Source organism: Rothia aeria, from assembly GCF_016726365.1.
In the GTDB taxonomy this organism is placed as follows: domain Bacteria; phylum Actinomycetota; class Actinomycetes; order Actinomycetales; family Micrococcaceae; genus Rothia; species Rothia aeria.
Genome location: NZ_CP068102.1, coordinates 2,180,816 through 2,196,687, shown reverse-complemented (window position 1 = coordinate 2,196,687; position 15,872 = coordinate 2,180,816). Strand labels below are relative to the sequence as shown.

Below are 15,872 nucleotides of genomic sequence, written 5' to 3'. Positions count from 1 at the left end.
ACGCAAACAACTCTCTATTACAAAAATGCTGTAATAGTTTGCTTACGAACCTACACATTAAACCTAAACTCAACCACATCACCGTCTGCCATGATGTAGTCTTTGCCTTCCATGCGGACTTTGCCGCGGGCTTTTGCCTCGTTCATGGAGCCTGCCGCATCCAGGTCATCGAATGAGACAACCTCAGCCTTGATGAAGCCGCGCTCGAAATCGGAGTGGATCACGCCCGCCGCCTGCGGTGCAGTGTCGCCCTTATAAATCGTCCAGGCGCGCGATTCCTTCGGGCCAGCCGTCAGGTAGGTCTGCAGCCCCAGGGTCGAGAAGCCCACGCGAGCCAGCTTATCTAGGCCCGATTCGTCCTGACCGCTCATTTCCAGCATTTCGCGGGCCTCCTCCTCGGAGAGCTCCACCATGTCAGCCTCAAGTTTCGCGTCCAAGAAAACAGCCTCCGCCGGAGCCACCAGCTCACGCAGCTGAGCCTGCTTCTCCTCAGAGGCAAGCACGCCCTCATCCGCGTTAAACACGTAGATGAAAGGCTTAGCGGTCAGCAGGTTCAGCTCCTTCAAATGCGCCATCTCAAGCTTCTCAGCAGCCGCACGCGAGAAAATCGTGTTCCCGTCCTCAAGAATCTTTTGCGCCTGCTTGTAGGTTGCCAGCTGGGCGGCGTCGCCCTTTTTAATCTTCACGGCCTTCTCAAGGCGCGGAATCGCGTTCTCCAAAGTCTGCAAATCCGCCAGAATCAGCTCGGTATTAATGGTCTCCATATCGGAGGCAGGATCAACCTTGCCGTCCACATGAATCACGTCCGGGTCATCAAACGCGCGCACCACCTGCGCGATCGCGTGCGCCTCACGAATATTAGCCAGGAACTTATTCCCCAGCCCCTCACCCTCAGAGGCGCCCTTCACAATACCCGCAATATCAACGAACGAGACGGTTGCGGGCAGAATACGCTCAGACCCGAAAATCTCGGCGAGCCGGTTCAGGCGGGCATCCGGCAGGTTCACCACACCAATATTCGGCTCAATCGTAGCGAACGGGTAGTTAGCCGCCAACACCGTGTTGCGGGTGAGCGCGTTGAACAGGGTGGACTTGCCCACGTTAGGAAGACCGACAATGCCGATAGTCAGAGCCACAGAAAATCCTTCAAAAATCAGTACCTATAGTCACCCGCACCGCGGAAACAGCTAAAGTGCAGGCACAACTCCCCACCATTCTACAGTGCAGACGGAGAGTATACAGCGCACCACAAGACACGCCGCACCCACAGAGTGAGACACCCCATGTTTCTTCCTCTCCCAGTGGGGTTCTATTCAGAAGAGTTTTTTGCATTCAGAAGCGATATAACCTTCTGAATGCAAAAAACTCTTCTGAATAGGCTTTTCTCTGCCACGCCGCCTCTTGGGGGGACGGCGCCACACCGGCGCGGGAGCAGCCTTCCATGACACTTGTCATAGGCAGATAATGACAGTGCACATTCACATTTTTCTGCCCGCGGTGCTGTACTTAAATCATGAACACGTCACATGTTATTGAGGCCCAAGGCCTCACACAGATTTTTCGTACGCGCAGCGGTAACGTCACCGCCGTCGATAATCTTGACCTGACCATCGACAAAGGCGAAATCGTTGCCCTGCTAGGTCCCAACGGGGCGGGTAAAACCACCCTCATCGACATGCTCTTGGGGCTGAGCACCCCCACCCGAGGTGTTCTCACCATTGACGGTGCCTCCCCCAAAGCCGCAATACAATCCGGAAACATTGGGGCGGTACTGCAAACCGGCGGGCTGCTCAAAGACCTCACCGTGCAGCAAACCCTCGATATGCTCGCCTCGCTGTACCCCACCCGCCTCGACATGAACCAGGTGCTCGCCGATGCAGACCTGACCGAGCTGGCACACCGCAAAGTCGGCAAATGCTCCGGCGGGCAGCAGCAGCGCATCCGGTTTGCTATCGCCACCATGCACGACCCTAATATCCTCATCCTGGATGAGCCCACCACCGGCATGGACGTTACCGCCCGCCGAACCTTCTGGGAACGCATGGACAAACTCGCCGAAACCGGCAAAACCATTATTTTCGCAACCCACTACCTGGAAGAGGCGCAGAACTTCGCGCAGCGCATCGTGCTCATGGACAACGGAAAAATCATTGCCGACGGCACCTCCGAAGAGATCCGTGACCTCACCGGCGGACGCCACGTGAGCTTCCTCGCCGATAAGCCCATCACCTTCAGCGAATACCCGATGCTGAGCGTCGAAACCAGCGAAGAAAACGGGGCGTACCGGCACCGCACCACCGTGGCCAACGCCGATGAATTCGCGCGAGTGCTGCTCACCAAGTACACCGTGCGCGACCTTGAAATTGTCAAACCCTCACTGGACGAATCGTTCGTTCAGCTCACTGATCGCGCCGCACAGGAGGCCTAAAATGCTACGCTACACACTCTACGAAATCCGCCGATCGGTGCTCTCTTTCTCATCCCTGTTCTACACGATCATTATGCCCGTGGGGCTCTACCTGCTCTTCGGCGCCCTGCAAGACTACGCAAAGATCAAAGTCGCAGACGGTAACGCCGCCGCTTACGTAATGATCGGCATCGCGCTCTACGGCGCTATTAGCTGCACCGTGTCAATCAGCGGCCTGACCGTGGTCGAAAACGTGGCCGGGTGGGGCAGGCAGCTGGGGCTCACCCCCATGAACACCGGCAAATACTTGCTCTCCAAATGCTGCGTGGCGTTCATTATGGCGGCAGTACCAATTACTGCGGTGAACATTGTTGCGCGCATGACCAAAATCGATATGCCGCTGAAACAACAGATCGCCTGCGCCGCGCTGTCCATACTATGCGCTATGGTCTTCGGGTTCTTCGGGCTGGCCATTGGGTTTCTGGTACCCAGCGAAAGCGCAGTGGGAATCGCCAACGGCATTCTGGTGGTGTTCTCGTTCTTCGGCACGCTCTTCGCACCGCTCACCAAAGACCTCATGCCCTACGCACGGTTCACCCCGCTGTACGGTGCCGCCGAAATCGCCCGCTACCCCTTCAGCAAAGGGCTCACCATTATTAGCGGCAGCGGCGCCGAATGGAATATGACCGAACCGCTCTGGTACGGGATCGTAAACTTCAGCGTGTGGACGGTTATTTTCGTCGTCGCCACCGCGCTGCTCATGGGCCGCAGCACCAAGCGCTAAAACCCTCATATGGCGCGTGCCCACCACATCTTGGGCGCATCCGGCACCACCTTACCGGATGCGCCCACGACTCTATCCGAACGCGTGCTTATACTAGAGCCCAGGAGGAGCATATGACCCCATCACCCGCCGCAGCCCAGCCACGCACCCACGACGAACACAAAATCGACTGGATTAGCCTGGGGTTCTCCGCGCCCTGGCTCATATTTCTGGGGTATATCTATGACGGTGTTCTAGAGCCTAACGCTCCGGTGTGGAAGCACGTGTACGTCATTATCTGCCTGGTCATTTTCTCAATCACAGATGTTGCCGCGTATACGGTCCCCTGGGTCCTTCCAGTGTCATCATATTTCAGGCGGCTGCTTCTCTGGACGGCCCTTCTCTTCGTGCCCGTATGCGGCGTGATGCTGATAGCCGCCATTCCACCGGCAGATGTACTCATCGGGTTCACCATCTACTTTGTGGCACTGTGGACCTTCACCGAGGACATTCCCTACAGCACACGAATTCGCGGCGCCTTCACCATCGCGGCGGTTTTCTGGATAATTTACATGTTCTCTGACGGAATCCCTATCAATTTCGCGGAGAAATCCCGCCTCACCTTATCACTGGGCGCCCCCATGATCGGGATTATGGCGTTCTCCTACCTGATCCAGATGAGTAAAAACGCCGACAAAACCCAAGCCAAACTTGAAATGGTCAGCGAGCGCGAGCGCATCGCCCACGATGTGCATGATGTGCTCGGGCACTCCCTGACGGTGATCACGCTTAAAGCCGATTTGGCGCGTAAACTTCTGCACGCCGACCCTGACCGTGCCGATGCGGAGCTTGAAGCGATCGCCCAGCTGTCTCGGTCGTCACTGGCGGAGGTTCGTTCGACGGTGACGCGGCTGCGCATCCCGGACTTTTCGGGCGAAATTCAGGCGTCGGAGCGCGCCCTGCAGACGGCCTCAGTTACCGCGAAACTGCCCGATGCGGAACGTGCCCTCTCAGCAGTTGGGGTGAATTCTTCGCTTTTCTCGTGGGTGCTGCGTGAGGCTGTGACAAATATTGTGCGGCACTCACAGGCCGGTTTCTGTGAGGTGCGGGTGAGCAATACCGGGCTTGAAATTCTTGATAATGGGGTGGGCGTTCCCGCCGAGTACGCTGCCGGAAGTGGCATTAAGGGCATGAAGAGCCGAGTGGAGTCTGCGGGCGGAACCCTTATTGTTGAGGATGCTCCGGCGCGCTGGCTGCGGGCGCATCCTGCCGCTTCCGGGACGGCGGACGTTCGCGGCACACGGCTTCGGGTTAGTATGGACGGTAATACCGCCGAAATTGAGCCTTCGGGAGAGACAGATGATTAAGATTATGCTCGCCGATGACCAGCAGCTGGTGCGTGAGGCGCTGGCCGCGCTGCTGGGGCTTGAACACGATATTGAGGTGGTCGCGCAGGTTGGTGGCGGTGACGAGGTTCTTCCGGCGATCCACCGGTACCACCCGGATGTGGTGCTTCTCGATATTGAAATGCCCGGTTCTGAGCTCTCCAGCGGTATTGATGTGGCAGCCGCGATCCGGGACGCGAAACTGGTAGCGCTCACCGGCGAGCCGGTGCGTTCGCTTATCCTGACGACCTTCGGCAGACCGGGGTACCTGCGGCGTGCTCTAGATGCCGGGGCGAGCGGGTTTATGGTGAAGGATACGAGCGCGTCCCAGCTGGCGGAGGGCATTCGGCGCGTCAATATGGGGCTGACCGTGGTAGACCCGTCGCTGGCGGCGGATTCGCTGCTGCACGGCGAGTCGCCGCTGACCGAGAGGGAAACCGAGATTCTGCGGGCAACCCGTGACGGGGCAACAGCCCGCCAGATCGGCGCGACGCTGTTCCTCTCCCCCGGCACGGTGCGCAACCACTTATCTTCCGCGATGGCGAAACTCAACGCCTCGAACCGGCAAGAAGCACTCAATATTGCCGCCGACAACGGCTGGTTATAGCCACCCGTTGTCGCGGGCGATGCGCACCGCCTCATGCCGGTTAATGGCGTCGATTTTCGCCATAGCCGCCGAGAGGTGGTTGCGTACCGTTCCCGAAGACAGCCCGAGCATGCCCGCGATTTCTTTGACACTCCCGGCGGTCTCGGCGGTGCGAAGAACCTCGGTCTCACGCCCGGTCAGCGGTGAGGAGCCCTGCCATTTTGCTTCCTCAGCCAGCACCGAATCGACCACACGCAGCCCCGCCGCGGTACGGCGGACCGCCTGCGCCAGCTGCGATGCCGTGCCGTCTTTCACCACAAACCCGCTCGCCCCGGCCTCAAGGGCGCGGCGTAAATACCCGGGGCGGCGAAAAGTCGTCAGAATAAGCGAACGAACCGGCGCGCCCGTCTGCGACCTCAGGCCCGAACGGGCAAGTTCGGCGGCCGCCTCAATCCCGGTGGCACCGGGCATTTCAATATCGAGAAGCGCCACATCCGGGCGGGTTTCACGCACGGCAGGCAGCACCTCATCACCGCGGCCCACTTGCTTGACCACCTCAAGATCAATTTCAAGATCGAGAATCATGGCAAGCGCTTCACGAATCATCTGCTGATCGTCGGCAAGAAGTATTCTCAGCGGCACGGCTACCCCATAATCTCGTCGGTTTTCTCGTCCATGCTGATGCGGATTCGGCACCCATCCCCCACACCTGCCACAGGCGCCTGCTGCAGCCAGTGTTTGGGTGCGTTCCCGAGCGTGAGGGTTCCGCCTGCGTCTTCGATACGGGTACGCAGACCGATGAGCCCACTCTTACACGGGGCATCACCAATCCCTATGCCGTTATCGATAACCTCCAACCCGGTGGGGTTCAGCCGCACGGTAGCGTAGGTGGCGTGAGAGTGCCTTACGATATTGGTAACGGTCTCGCGCAACGCCCAACTGAACAGGGCAGAGTTCATACCCGCAATGTTCGCGGCAGTTGTCGCATCGGGTAGGTTCGCCTGTATTCCGGCGGTCTCCAAGGCGCGTGAGGATGCCAGAACCTCACCTTCAAGGTCGGGAACGCGCAAACGGGTGACGGTGGAATGCACCTCAGCGAGGGCTTGGCGGGAGAGCTGGGCAACCTGCCGCATCTGCTCCTGCGCGGCGGGGGCGTTGGTTTCTACGAGTTTTGCGGCCAGCTCGGCTTTGAGGTTCACGATCGTGAGGGAATGCCCCAGAACATCGTGCACGTCGCGGGCGATGCGTTCGCGTTCGGTGAGGATATCGAGTTCTTTCTCAATAGCCTTGTGTTCCCGGCTCTTGTGCATGCTGCGGCCCACGAAGTAGGCGATAATGTGGATCGTGGTAACAATATCGAAAATGAAGAACCCGTTGAGGGTTTTATCGCCGGAAACGACTGGGAACGGGGCAGTGGGTGCGTTATCGAAATACCCCTGCCCCACCACGCCAACAAAGTAGTTAGTGGTGAAGACTACGGCGATTGCAACGGCTGTTTTTACCCCCAGTTTGAAGGGTATGTGCAGGTTCATCAGCCACAGTGCCACCCACAGGGGAGATATGGTGTAGAGCATCCCGGCGATACCCTGCGGGTATAAGGCAATAACGTAACCGATAGGTACCGTCACCAGAACACACCATAAGGCTGTACGCAGTACTGTGTTTTTCACGGGTATCAGCTGCGGCATTGTGTTGGCGGCAAAGAACAGCACTATACATATTTGGTACAGCAGCGTGCACAGGAACAGGTTATTTTTGACGAACTCGGCTTCACCGGTGTTACTGATGGCGATCAGCATAAAACCGCTGGAGGAAATGTTGAGACAGCTCCCCCAGACGAGGCTCCGCACAATACCCGATTTATCGAAAAAAGAGGCTTTGCCGCGGGTGGGGGTGGCGGTACGGTGCGGGTTGGATGCGGCCGGTTTGCTGTCATGGTCCGGTGTACGCGTGATTGTCATACTCGCTCCGTGTGCTTGCCGTGCATCATCGCCTGAAGGTGTATCACCATTATAGGCGGGGTGTTTTTAGGCTACACCGGATGCGTGAGGCCACCCGTGTTAAATGTCATGGGTGGGGTGCGCACCGTGTGGTACTCCCCCGGTTATCCTCCCCTCCCCCATAGTCCGGCGGTTTCCGGGCCCGAAGGGATAGACGGCGGCGACCCCCGCCCCCCACAAGCGTTTTTGCACGCCATGAGGGAAGGGCACCGGGTGCGCGGGTGGGCAAGTATGCTCTAGCGGGTCGGTTTTGCCCCGCGGCCGCCGAGCTGACGCCCAGTGTTCTCATCATTTTTCAGGGCGGCACGCAGCTCCTTGGGCAGGGAGAAGAGAATATCTTCCTTAGCGGTTTCTACCTCTTCGATGCTCTCGTACCCGTAGTCGGCCAGCAGCGCCAGCACCTCCTGCACCAGCACCTCAGGTACCGACGCGCCGGAAGTCAGCCCCACGGTCGCCACACCCTCAAACCAGGATTCATCCACCTGGTGCGCGAAATCTACCCGTTCGGCGCGCTTGGCACCGTATTCAAGCGCCACCTCTTTAAGCCGCACAGAGTTTGAAGAGTTCGCGGACCCCACCACAATCACCAGATCAGACTGCGGGGCGATCTCCTTAATAGCGCCCTGACGGTTTGAGGTGGCGTAGCAGATATCGTCTGAGGGCGGGTCTTGCAGGGACGGGAACCGCTCACGCAGCCGCGCCACAGTTTCTAGGGTCTCATCCACCGACAGGGTGGTCTGGGAGATCCACACAACCTTCTCGGGGTCGCGCACGGTCACGGCGCCCACTTCGTCCGGGGAATTCACAATCTGAATATGGTCGGGCGCCTCACCGGCGGTACCTTCCACCTCTTCGTGCCCGGTGTGGCCAATGAGCAGAATATCGTAGTCCTGTTTTGCGAAGCGCACAGCCTCACGGTGCACCTTGTTCACCAGCGGGCAGGTCGCATCAATCGTGTTCAGCTGGCGCTGCCCCGCAGCGGACACCACGGCCGGGGACACCCCGTGCGCCGAGAACACGGTCACGGACCCCTCGGGCACCTCATCCACCTCATCCACGAAAATAGCGCCCTGCTTCTCAAGGGTTTCAACCACGTGGCGGTTGTGCACAATCTGTTTACGCACATACACGGGCGCGCCATAGTGTTCAAGGGCCTTCTCAACCGCGATCACGGCCCGGTCCACGCCAGCACAGTAGCCGCGTGGAGTGGCCAGCAGCACACGTTTTTGGCCGGTGACGGGTGCGGCGGCTTCTACGTCTTCGCGGGTGCGGCGTACCTTGGGGACGGGGGGCAGGCCAAGGGAGATGGTTTCAACGGACATGGTTACTATCCTACGTGGTTTGTTCTTCTAGTGTGTGGGCACTGTGGTGGTGCTCGCAGTGAGCCTGGTGAGTTTCACCAAAATACCCAGCAGCAGAGTAATGAGCGTTGCGATCAGGCTGTAGCTGGCGGTGGCACGGGCACTTGCGACCGCGTCGGGGCGTGCCCCATTAAACAGGCCGTCAAGGAATACTTTGCCGAGTTCGCTGCCCGGGTTCATGCCGAGGCTGGCCGGGGTTACCCCCTCCAGGTAAAAGGATGCACCCCAGGCGGCGAGGGTCGCGGCAATGAGCACGCACGCCAGGAACAGCGGCCTCCCGCGCGGCCACAGCAGCAGCGCAATGAGCATGCTCATGAGGGAGACCGTCAGGAACGTATCCGCCGAATCGGCGAACGATTTCAACTGCATGATTTTACCGTGAACGGCTGTGCTGCTGCCATCCTCTAAGGTAATGTACCGGTTACCCCAGGAGGGGATGTCCGGGTCATAAATACCGAAGGTTCCCACGGCGGTGTCAAGTTCACGGTAAAACGCGCTAATGTCGAGCGCGGCGGGGGTGTTTTCGTCACTGATCAGGTGCGCATGCGTGTCGGTGGTGACCTGCCGCCACAGTTTCTTGTACTCGCCGGTGGTGGAGATTTTTTCGGCGGCTTCGGTGAGGGTTTTTTGTACACTGTCGCGGTTGTGCACCAGCAGCCGGTTCACCCAGCTGCTGCCGTTAGGGTCTAAATATTTTTTGAGCCCCTCAGAGTTCATCAGGTCGGTGACAGCGGCCTGCGCGACGCGTTTTTGCAGGTCTTGGTCGTCGGCCAGCCGGGAGCTGAGGTCGTTAAAGCCGCGGGTACTAATCAGGTGGGTCCCGGCCCATTTTCCGCCCGCCCCGAGGACGGCGGTAATAAGCGCGAGCGCAGCCAGCAGAATAGCGAGGGTGCGGCGCAGCCCGGCCGCGAACGGCTGGGCGGGCGGGGCCAGCAGCACCGAGGGCGCGCGCATCGGGTGCTCTGCGGGGATGCCCATGCCGTCGAGGTCGTCTTCGCTCACGTACCGCCCAGCCACGGCGTGGCCGAGTGTTTTGGTGTGGCTAAAAGCGGCCTCTTCGTCAAGGGCTACGGTGGGTTCTTCCTCGTCGGGGGTGTCGAGGGCTGCGGTGGTGTCGGATGAGTCAGATTCCGGCGCTGCCGTATCCGGCAGGGGCCGGGTTGTTTCTGCCATAGCCTGGTCTGTGTCCGGTTGCAGCTGCGCTGACTGCGGCTCTTCTGAGGGTGAGTCAGCGGGCTGCGGGTCTGTGTGCTGTGGGTCTGCGGATTTCGGCGTATTATCGCGGGTTTCGGTGCCGCCGGTGTCTAGGGAGGTGCCAGTTTCTGGCGTGTTCCCATCGGGTTCGGCGGCGGAGGTGTCCGTGCCAGATGGCACCACCTCGCCCGCACCGGGTAAAGGTTTGGTGCGTTCAGGTTGTTCGGGGTTCTCTAGCGTTTCGGGGGTCTTAGGGTTCTTGGCAGTTCCGCCGGTTGAGGGTGCGCCCATACTGATTAGAGTACCCTGTGCCGCCTGCGGGGTTTAGCGAGTGTGCCCTCAGCTAAACACATTGGTGAGTTTCCGGCGCGTCCGGCGGCGTATCGGTGGTAGAAATAGATGTATGAGTAATTTTGATGCCCGCCCGCAGGTGCTCGCGGTGCCGCCCGCGCATGAGCGGCAGATTCCCGCCACCTCCAGCGAGACGAGCGCCGTGAACCCCTGGCCGCTGGCGCTTTTGGCGCGCAACCTCAAGGCGCATATTGAGAAGGTGCCGCAGCTGTGGGTTGAGGCGCAGGTGATTTCGCTCAATAACCGGCGCGGCAGCGTGTTCATTGACCTGAAAGACCTGGAGGCTGACGCCACGTTCTCTCTGGCGCTTTTTGGCCGCGCCGCCTACAGCATCGGCAAAGACGTGGTGCCGGGCGCGCGTGTGGTGGTGCTGGCGAAACCAAGTTTCTGGGTTCCTAGCGGGCGCCTGTCGCTGGTGGGTGAGCGTATCCACGCGGTGGGCACCGGCAACCTGCACGAGCGGCTGCAGCAGCTGCGTGAGGCGCTGGCCGCTGAGGGGCTGTTCGCGGATTCCCGCAAGAAGCCGCTGCCGCTGCTGCCGCAGAAGGTGGGGCTGGTGACCGGGCGTGATTCCGACGCCATGAAAGACGTGATCCGTAACGCCTCGCTCCGGTGGCCGGGGGTTGTTTTTGAGGTGCGGCAGGTGGCGGTGCAGGGCGCGAACGCGGTGCGTGAGGTGTGTGCGGCGCTCTCGGAGCTGGATGCCGACCCGCTGGTGGATGTGATTGTGCTGGCCCGCGGCGGCGGCTCATTTGAGGACCTGCTGCCGTTCTCGGACGAGTCGCTGGTGCGTGCGGTCGCGGCGGCCCACACCCCGGTGGTGTCGGCGATCGGGCATGAGGCCGACTCCCCCATCGTTGACGCGGTGGCTGATGTGCGCGCCTCCACCCCTACGGATGCCGGCAAGCGCATCGTGCCGGATGTGGCGGAGGAGTTCGCCCGGATTAGTGAGGCACGCGGGCGTATTGACAGGGCCATCGCCGGGTATTTGAGTAACCAGTGGCAGTATGTGCAGCAGTTACGGCAGCGCCCGGTGTTTACCAGCCCCGAGAATGACCTGGGGTGGCGCGCCGATGATGTGCACCGTTTACGGGAGCGGGCGCTGGTGTCGGTGCAGCACCGGCTGGCGCGTGAGCAGGATGCGGTGGCGCACACCCTGGCGCGGGTGCGGTCTCTCTCCCCTGAGCTGACGCTGCGGCGCGGGTACGCGATTGTGCAGCGGGCTGACGGGGCGCTGGTGCGGGATGCCTCCGCGCTGACCGTGGGTGAGAAACTGACGGTACGCGCCGGGGTTGGCAGCGCGGATGCGTCCGTCACCGGGGTGCACGCATCGAATGTGGACGCCTGAGCTCGGTCCCGTCAGCGCCCCTGTGTGACGCACCGGGCCGGTGCCGCACCGGCTGCAGGGGTGGCACTAGAAGTTTTTAGACCCTGCCAGATTTTATGAGAACCCCACCAGAAAGGGACAGAACATGGCCGAAAACATTAGTTTTAATACCGAGTCGCTGGGTGCGCCGGTTGATACGCTCAGCTACGAGCAGGCGCGCGCCGAACTTGAGAACGTGGTGCGGCAGCTGGAATCGGGTGCATCCGATTTGGAAACTTCCATCGCCCTGTGGGAACGCGGTGAGTCCCTGGCGAAACGGTGCGAGGCGTGGCTTGAGGGCGCCCGCGAAAAACTTAATGAGGCGCGCGCCGAGCAGCGTGAAGACGCCGAAGACGGGGAGGAAACACACGGCTAGCCCCTCCGGCTAACTCACGTGGCACGCTAAACGTCCGGGCACCTGCGGTTATTTCGCGGGTGCCCGGACGTTCGCTTCTTGTTCTCACACCTGCCGGTTAGGCACGCTGCTTGTAGTCGGAGAGGAACTCCCCCAGCCGGTTCAGCGCATCGGTGAGGGTCTGCACATCCGGCAAAAACACCAGGCGGAAGTGGTCGGGCTTATGCCAGTTAAACGCGCCACCGTGGCTGAACAGGATCTTCTGCTCCTTCAGAAGGTCAAGCATGAATTTCTCATCGTCCACAATGTTGAACTTCTCAGTATCGACCTTGGGGAACAGGTACAGCGCCCCGTCCGACTGGTTGCAGCTAATACCGTCAATCTCGTTCAGCATGCGGTACGCCACGTCACGCTGCTCATGCAGCCGCCCGCCGGGCGCCACCAGCGCATCAATGGACTGGTACCCGCCCAAGGCGGTCTGGATAGCGTGCTGGGCGGGCACATTCGAGCATAGGCGCATCGAGGCGAGCAGGGTGATGCCCTCAATATAGTTGGCGGCCTCATGTTTGGGGCCGGTAATCGCAACCCAGCCGGCACGGTAACCGCACACCCGGTACGCCTTCGACAGGCCTGAGAAGGTCAGGCACAGCACGTCGTCACCGGTGAGGGTGGCCAGGTTAATGGCTTCGGCGCCGTCGTAAATAATTTTCTCGTAGATTTCGTCGGTGAACACCACCAGCTCATGTTCGCGGGCCACATCCACTATCTGCTGCAGGATGTGGCGCGGGTACACGGAACCTGTGGGGTTATTCGGGTTAATAACCACGATCCCTTTGGTGCGTGAGGTGATCTTCGATTTAATGTCTTCAAGGTCGGGGTACCAGTTGTTTTCCTCATCGCACAGGTAGTGCACGGGCTTACCGCCTGATAGCGCCACCGAGGCGGTCCACAGCGGGTAGTCGGGCATGGGCACGAGGATCTCGTCGTCAGTTTCGCACAGTGCCTGCAAGGTCATGGGGATCAGCTCGGACACCCCGTTGCCCAGGTACACATCGTTAGGTTCCAGGTCGAGGATGCCCCGGTTCTGGTAGTGCTGCACAATGGCGGTTCGCGCCGAGTACAGCCCGCGCGAATCGGAGTACCCCTGCGTGACGGGCAGGTGGCGGATAATATCCATCATGATCGCGTCCGGCGCTTCGAACCCGAAAGGCGCGGTATTACCAATATTGAGTTTGAGGATGCGGTGTCCCATCGCCTCCATGCGGTTCGCTTCTTCGAGAATAGGTCCGCGGATATCGTAGAGGACGTTATTGAGCTTCGACGACTGACGGTACTTAGTCATATTCACTTCCTTGGGTGGTCGAGCCAGAATTTTGCTGCTTCGTCTTCGGCGACGGGGTTTGTTCCACTCGTGAGGCGAAGTAGAAAGGTCAGATTACCGGTATCTAATGTAGATGATACGCGGTTAATGGCCTCCTGTGCACTAGATGGCAGGCTTTGCCGCACAAGAGGCACCAGCTGTTGGTTCAGCTGGGTGGACTGGGGGTCTTCGAGCATGGTGAACCGGTTATCCTCAATGCTCGGGTCGATACTGTGCAGAAGCGCCACCTGCACCGCGTCTTTAGCCAGCAGCTGTTCCCGTTCGGTGCTCTCATTAGCCACCTTCGTGGCGGGAACCTGGTACTTGTACACGTTCTTGAGCAGGGCAATCCCGTAGTTTCCGGTGTTATACGCCTCGGGCACGGCAAAGGTAAGGGGCGCTTTCACTTCGGGCAGCTGGTTCAGGCTATTGAACTTATACCGGGCCCCGGTGGCGTTGGTGGTCACCAGAACGTTGCGGTTTTGGGCGCTGACGGTATCCATCAGTTTCAGGTGACCCGGGATGATTTTACCGATGGCTGAGAGCGTGTCACTAAGTGATAAGGCCCGCGGTTTAATGGGGTCGCTGGTGGGGGTCGGGCTGGGGCTTGGACTAATATCGGCGGGGATGCTGGGGGTAGCTGAGGGGGTGAGGGTCACCCCGGCGCTGGCGGCGGAGGCACTGGCGGAGGCTGTCTGATGCTCCGCCTGCAGCTGGGCGGGGCTGAGCGTACCGTTCTTCGTCAGGTGCAGCAGCAAGTCGCCGGTGAAGTCAACGGCAACATCAAGGCGCGTGTTTTCGGTGGCGCCCAGGGCCGCCAGGTACTCGTCGCGGTTATTATTGTGCCCAATAACCTCCACCGTGTACCCCACGTTCCGCAGCGCCTGGGCGTACGCGTGGGCAACAATGGTTTTAGCCCCCAACACCCCGGTGGTGACGTAGAGGGTGCCGTAGGCTGAGGCGGAGGGATCCACCTTGGGTTTATTGTCCCCGGCGGAGCAGGCAGCCAGGATGGGGGCGAGCGCGGCGGCAGTGAGCGCCGATCGGCGGCTCACAAGCGGGCGGGGGCGGGGTGTGTTCATGATAGTTTCCTGGCGTTCTCGTCGGCGAGGAATTCGCGGTATTCCAAGGCCCAGGCGGCGGCGTTGGCGTACCCCATCATGGAGGCCACTTCATCAATAATGGTGCCGTAGCGCAGCGTATCGATTTCGCTAATGGGAACCCAGCGGGCAATGTCTGAGGAGCCGTTTTCTTCGGCCCGCAGCTGGCCGGTGACGATGTGCGCCCGGTAGATAATGCGTAAGGCGCAGAACGGCAGGGAGTTGCCGTACATGCCGTTGCGTGCGGGGAAATGCCCGGCGTGCACGCCCAGGACGTCTTCAATGGCAACGCTGTACCCGGTTTCTTCAAGAGTTTCCCGCAGGGCTGTTTCGTCGGCCTGCTCCCCCGGTTCCATGCCGCCGCCGGGTAGCGTCCACAGGGGCTCGTGCGAGCGGTCTTCGGGCGCCCAGCGGGTCATGAGCAGTTTGCCCTGCTCAATAACAACCGCGTAGGCGGCGGGTCGGGTCTCCATTGCTAATGCCATAGATTCGATTCTACCGCGTCTTCTTGGGCGTTCGGCCTGTTTACTGGTGGCGCTATTCACCCGTGATGGCGGGTGTGGGCAGGCTACCGGCGTTTACCGGTTCGCCTGCCGTTTCGTCCCGGTTTGCTGCCTGCGGCGGCTTTGCGCCGGGAGGTGCCGCCAGTGCGGGAGGCGGCTGTTTTCTGGTGGCGTGCTTCTCGGCGGGCATTAGCCGCACGGGATTTCGCTGTGGTTTTGGCGCGTTCACCGGCTATGCGGGTGCGGCGGGCCTGGGCGGTTTCGCTGCCCCGGTTACTGGATGCGGTGCGCCCGCGCACGATGCCGATAAAGTCCTGGATGAGCACCTCAAACTCGTCGTCTTTCTCGCCCTGGACCGTATCGGGGGTGGGGGCTGCCGGGGTACGGGGCCACACCAGGTGCACGGGGTACGGCTCGGCGTCGGGTACCGGACGGTAGGTGAGGTCTTTGCGGTGGTGCAGACGGGCCACCGACATGGGGGTGATGTACAGACCCACCCCGGCAGCTACCAGTTCGATAGCGTCCGCATGGGTGGGAATCTGCGGCAAAAACCGGGGGTTCTGTTGGCGCCACTGCTGTGAGGCTTCACCCCAGGCGGGGAACTCCTCGGGCTCATGCAGCAGGAACTCCTCAGCCATCTCACCTAGGGGAACCTCGTCGAGCACGGTGAGCACATGGTCTTTGGGCAGCACCACCACGGGTACTTCCTCGTACAGGCGGATGCTGTGGTACCGGTCTTTGTCGGGGGTTTCCTGTGCGGCGGCACGCATTATGGCCATGTGCGCTAACGGCTCGAAACGGGCTTCGCCGCTGGTGCTGTTCGGGGTGCTGAGCGCGGTAGTGAGTGCCTCAAGACCGGCCCCTTCGCGAAGCGGTATTTCGGCCAGCGGGGCGGTTCTGCCGTAGCGTTCGTGCCAGCGGGTGAACCATTTTCCGGGCATTACCCCCGGCTCGTAGCCGATGCGTAAGCTGGCACGGCTCAGCACCGGTGCGGGTGCTGCCTGCGCCGAGTAGATGAGCCCGGCGGCGGGGGCGGCAAGCTCAATGCTGGACTCCTGCTGGGTGCTTGGCGGTACCGGTTTTGCGGGTGTAGCAGCTTCGGGGGTTTCGTTCATGCCTTTACGCTAGCACAGTGGACGGC

15 protein-coding genes are annotated in these 15,872 nt (G+C 60.6%); 6 read left to right on the top strand and 9 right to left on the bottom strand.

The features are described from left to right. Positions 1-50: 50 nt before the first annotated feature. Positions 51-1,136, bottom strand: coding sequence for a redox-regulated ATPase YchF (gene ychF / locus I6I94_RS09605; RefSeq protein ID WP_094757619.1), 1,086 nt, complete (start codon positions 1,134-1,136; stop codon positions 51-53). A 377-nt stretch (positions 1,137-1,513) separates the two neighbouring features. Between ychF and I6I94_RS09600 the strand changes: the two genes are divergently transcribed. From I6I94_RS09600 to I6I94_RS09585, 4 genes are all read left to right on the top strand, one after another. Next, a complete protein-coding gene (locus tag I6I94_RS09600) occupies positions 1,514-2,428 on the top strand; it encodes an ABC transporter ATP-binding protein (RefSeq protein WP_094757618.1) in 915 nt (304 codons plus the stop codon). Between the two features lies 1 nt (position 2,429). Next, positions 2,430-3,191, top strand: coding sequence for an ABC transporter permease (locus tag I6I94_RS09595; RefSeq protein ID WP_023134159.1), 762 nt, complete (start codon positions 2,430-2,432; stop codon positions 3,189-3,191). 113 nt (positions 3,192-3,304) lie between these two features. After that, positions 3,305-4,537: a sensor histidine kinase gene (locus I6I94_RS09590; RefSeq protein ID WP_128088017.1), complete on the top strand. Its 1,233-nt coding sequence runs from the start codon at positions 3,305-3,307 to the stop codon at positions 4,535-4,537. After that, on the top strand, positions 4,530-5,162 hold the full coding sequence (locus tag I6I94_RS09585; RefSeq protein ID WP_023134161.1) for a response regulator transcription factor: 633 nt from the start codon (positions 4,530-4,532) through the stop codon (positions 5,160-5,162). The genes I6I94_RS09590 and I6I94_RS09585 overlap by 8 nt, the downstream gene beginning before the upstream one ends. Here the strand turns inward: I6I94_RS09585 and I6I94_RS09580 are convergent. From I6I94_RS09580 to I6I94_RS09565, 4 genes are all read right to left on the bottom strand, one after another. Then, on the bottom strand, positions 5,157-5,783 hold the full coding sequence (locus I6I94_RS09580; protein ID WP_128088018.1) for a response regulator transcription factor: 627 nt from the start codon (positions 5,781-5,783) through the stop codon (positions 5,157-5,159). The genes I6I94_RS09585 and I6I94_RS09580 overlap by 6 nt on opposite strands. Before the next feature lie 2 nt (positions 5,784-5,785). Continuing rightward, positions 5,786-7,102, bottom strand: coding sequence for a sensor histidine kinase (locus I6I94_RS09575; protein ID WP_201620653.1), 1,317 nt, complete (start codon positions 7,100-7,102; stop codon positions 5,786-5,788). Positions 7,103-7,377: 275 nt separating this feature from the next. After that, positions 7,378-8,463: a 4-hydroxy-3-methylbut-2-enyl diphosphate reductase gene (locus I6I94_RS09570; protein ID WP_128088019.1), complete on the bottom strand. Its 1,086-nt coding sequence runs from the start codon at positions 8,461-8,463 to the stop codon at positions 7,378-7,380. Between the two features lie 27 nt (positions 8,464-8,490). Next, complete coding sequence (locus I6I94_RS09565) at positions 8,491-9,987, bottom strand: hypothetical protein (RefSeq protein WP_201620652.1); 1,497 nt, start codon at positions 9,985-9,987, stop codon at positions 8,491-8,493. A 112-nt stretch (positions 9,988-10,099) separates the two neighbouring features. On the opposite strand from I6I94_RS09565, the gene xseA reads away from it, so the two are divergent. After that, the gene (xseA, locus tag I6I94_RS09560) at positions 10,100-11,395 is read left to right on the top strand and encodes an exodeoxyribonuclease VII large subunit (RefSeq protein ID WP_128088022.1); all 1,296 of its coding nucleotides are present in this window, start codon (positions 10,100-10,102) and stop codon (positions 11,393-11,395) included. Positions 11,396-11,519: 124 nt separating this feature from the next. Next, entirely contained in the window at positions 11,520-11,789 is a 270-nt protein-coding gene (locus tag I6I94_RS09555; RefSeq protein ID WP_126500356.1) for an exodeoxyribonuclease VII small subunit, read from the top strand. Positions 11,790-11,886: 97 nt separating this feature from the next. On the opposite strand, the gene I6I94_RS09550 is transcribed toward I6I94_RS09555, so the two are convergent. The 4 genes from I6I94_RS09550 to I6I94_RS09535 form a co-directional block, all read right to left on the bottom strand. Further along, positions 11,887-13,110: a pyridoxal phosphate-dependent aminotransferase gene (locus I6I94_RS09550; RefSeq protein WP_094757610.1), complete on the bottom strand. Its 1,224-nt coding sequence runs from the start codon at positions 13,108-13,110 to the stop codon at positions 11,887-11,889. 2 nt (positions 13,111-13,112) lie between these two features. Next, entirely contained in the window at positions 13,113-14,210 is a 1,098-nt protein-coding gene (locus I6I94_RS09545) for a glycine betaine ABC transporter substrate-binding protein (protein WP_037234696.1), read from the bottom strand. Continuing rightward, positions 14,207-14,713, bottom strand: coding sequence for an NUDIX hydrolase (locus tag I6I94_RS09540; RefSeq protein ID WP_172425696.1), 507 nt, complete (start codon positions 14,711-14,713; stop codon positions 14,207-14,209). The genes I6I94_RS09545 and I6I94_RS09540 overlap by 4 nt, the downstream gene beginning before the upstream one ends. An 83-nt stretch (positions 14,714-14,796) precedes the next feature. Continuing rightward, positions 14,797-15,846 (bottom strand): LysR substrate-binding domain-containing protein, encoded by a 1,050-nt coding sequence (locus I6I94_RS09535; protein WP_128088024.1) that lies wholly within the window; start codon positions 15,844-15,846, stop codon positions 14,797-14,799. Between the last annotated feature and the right edge of the window lie 26 nt (positions 15,847-15,872).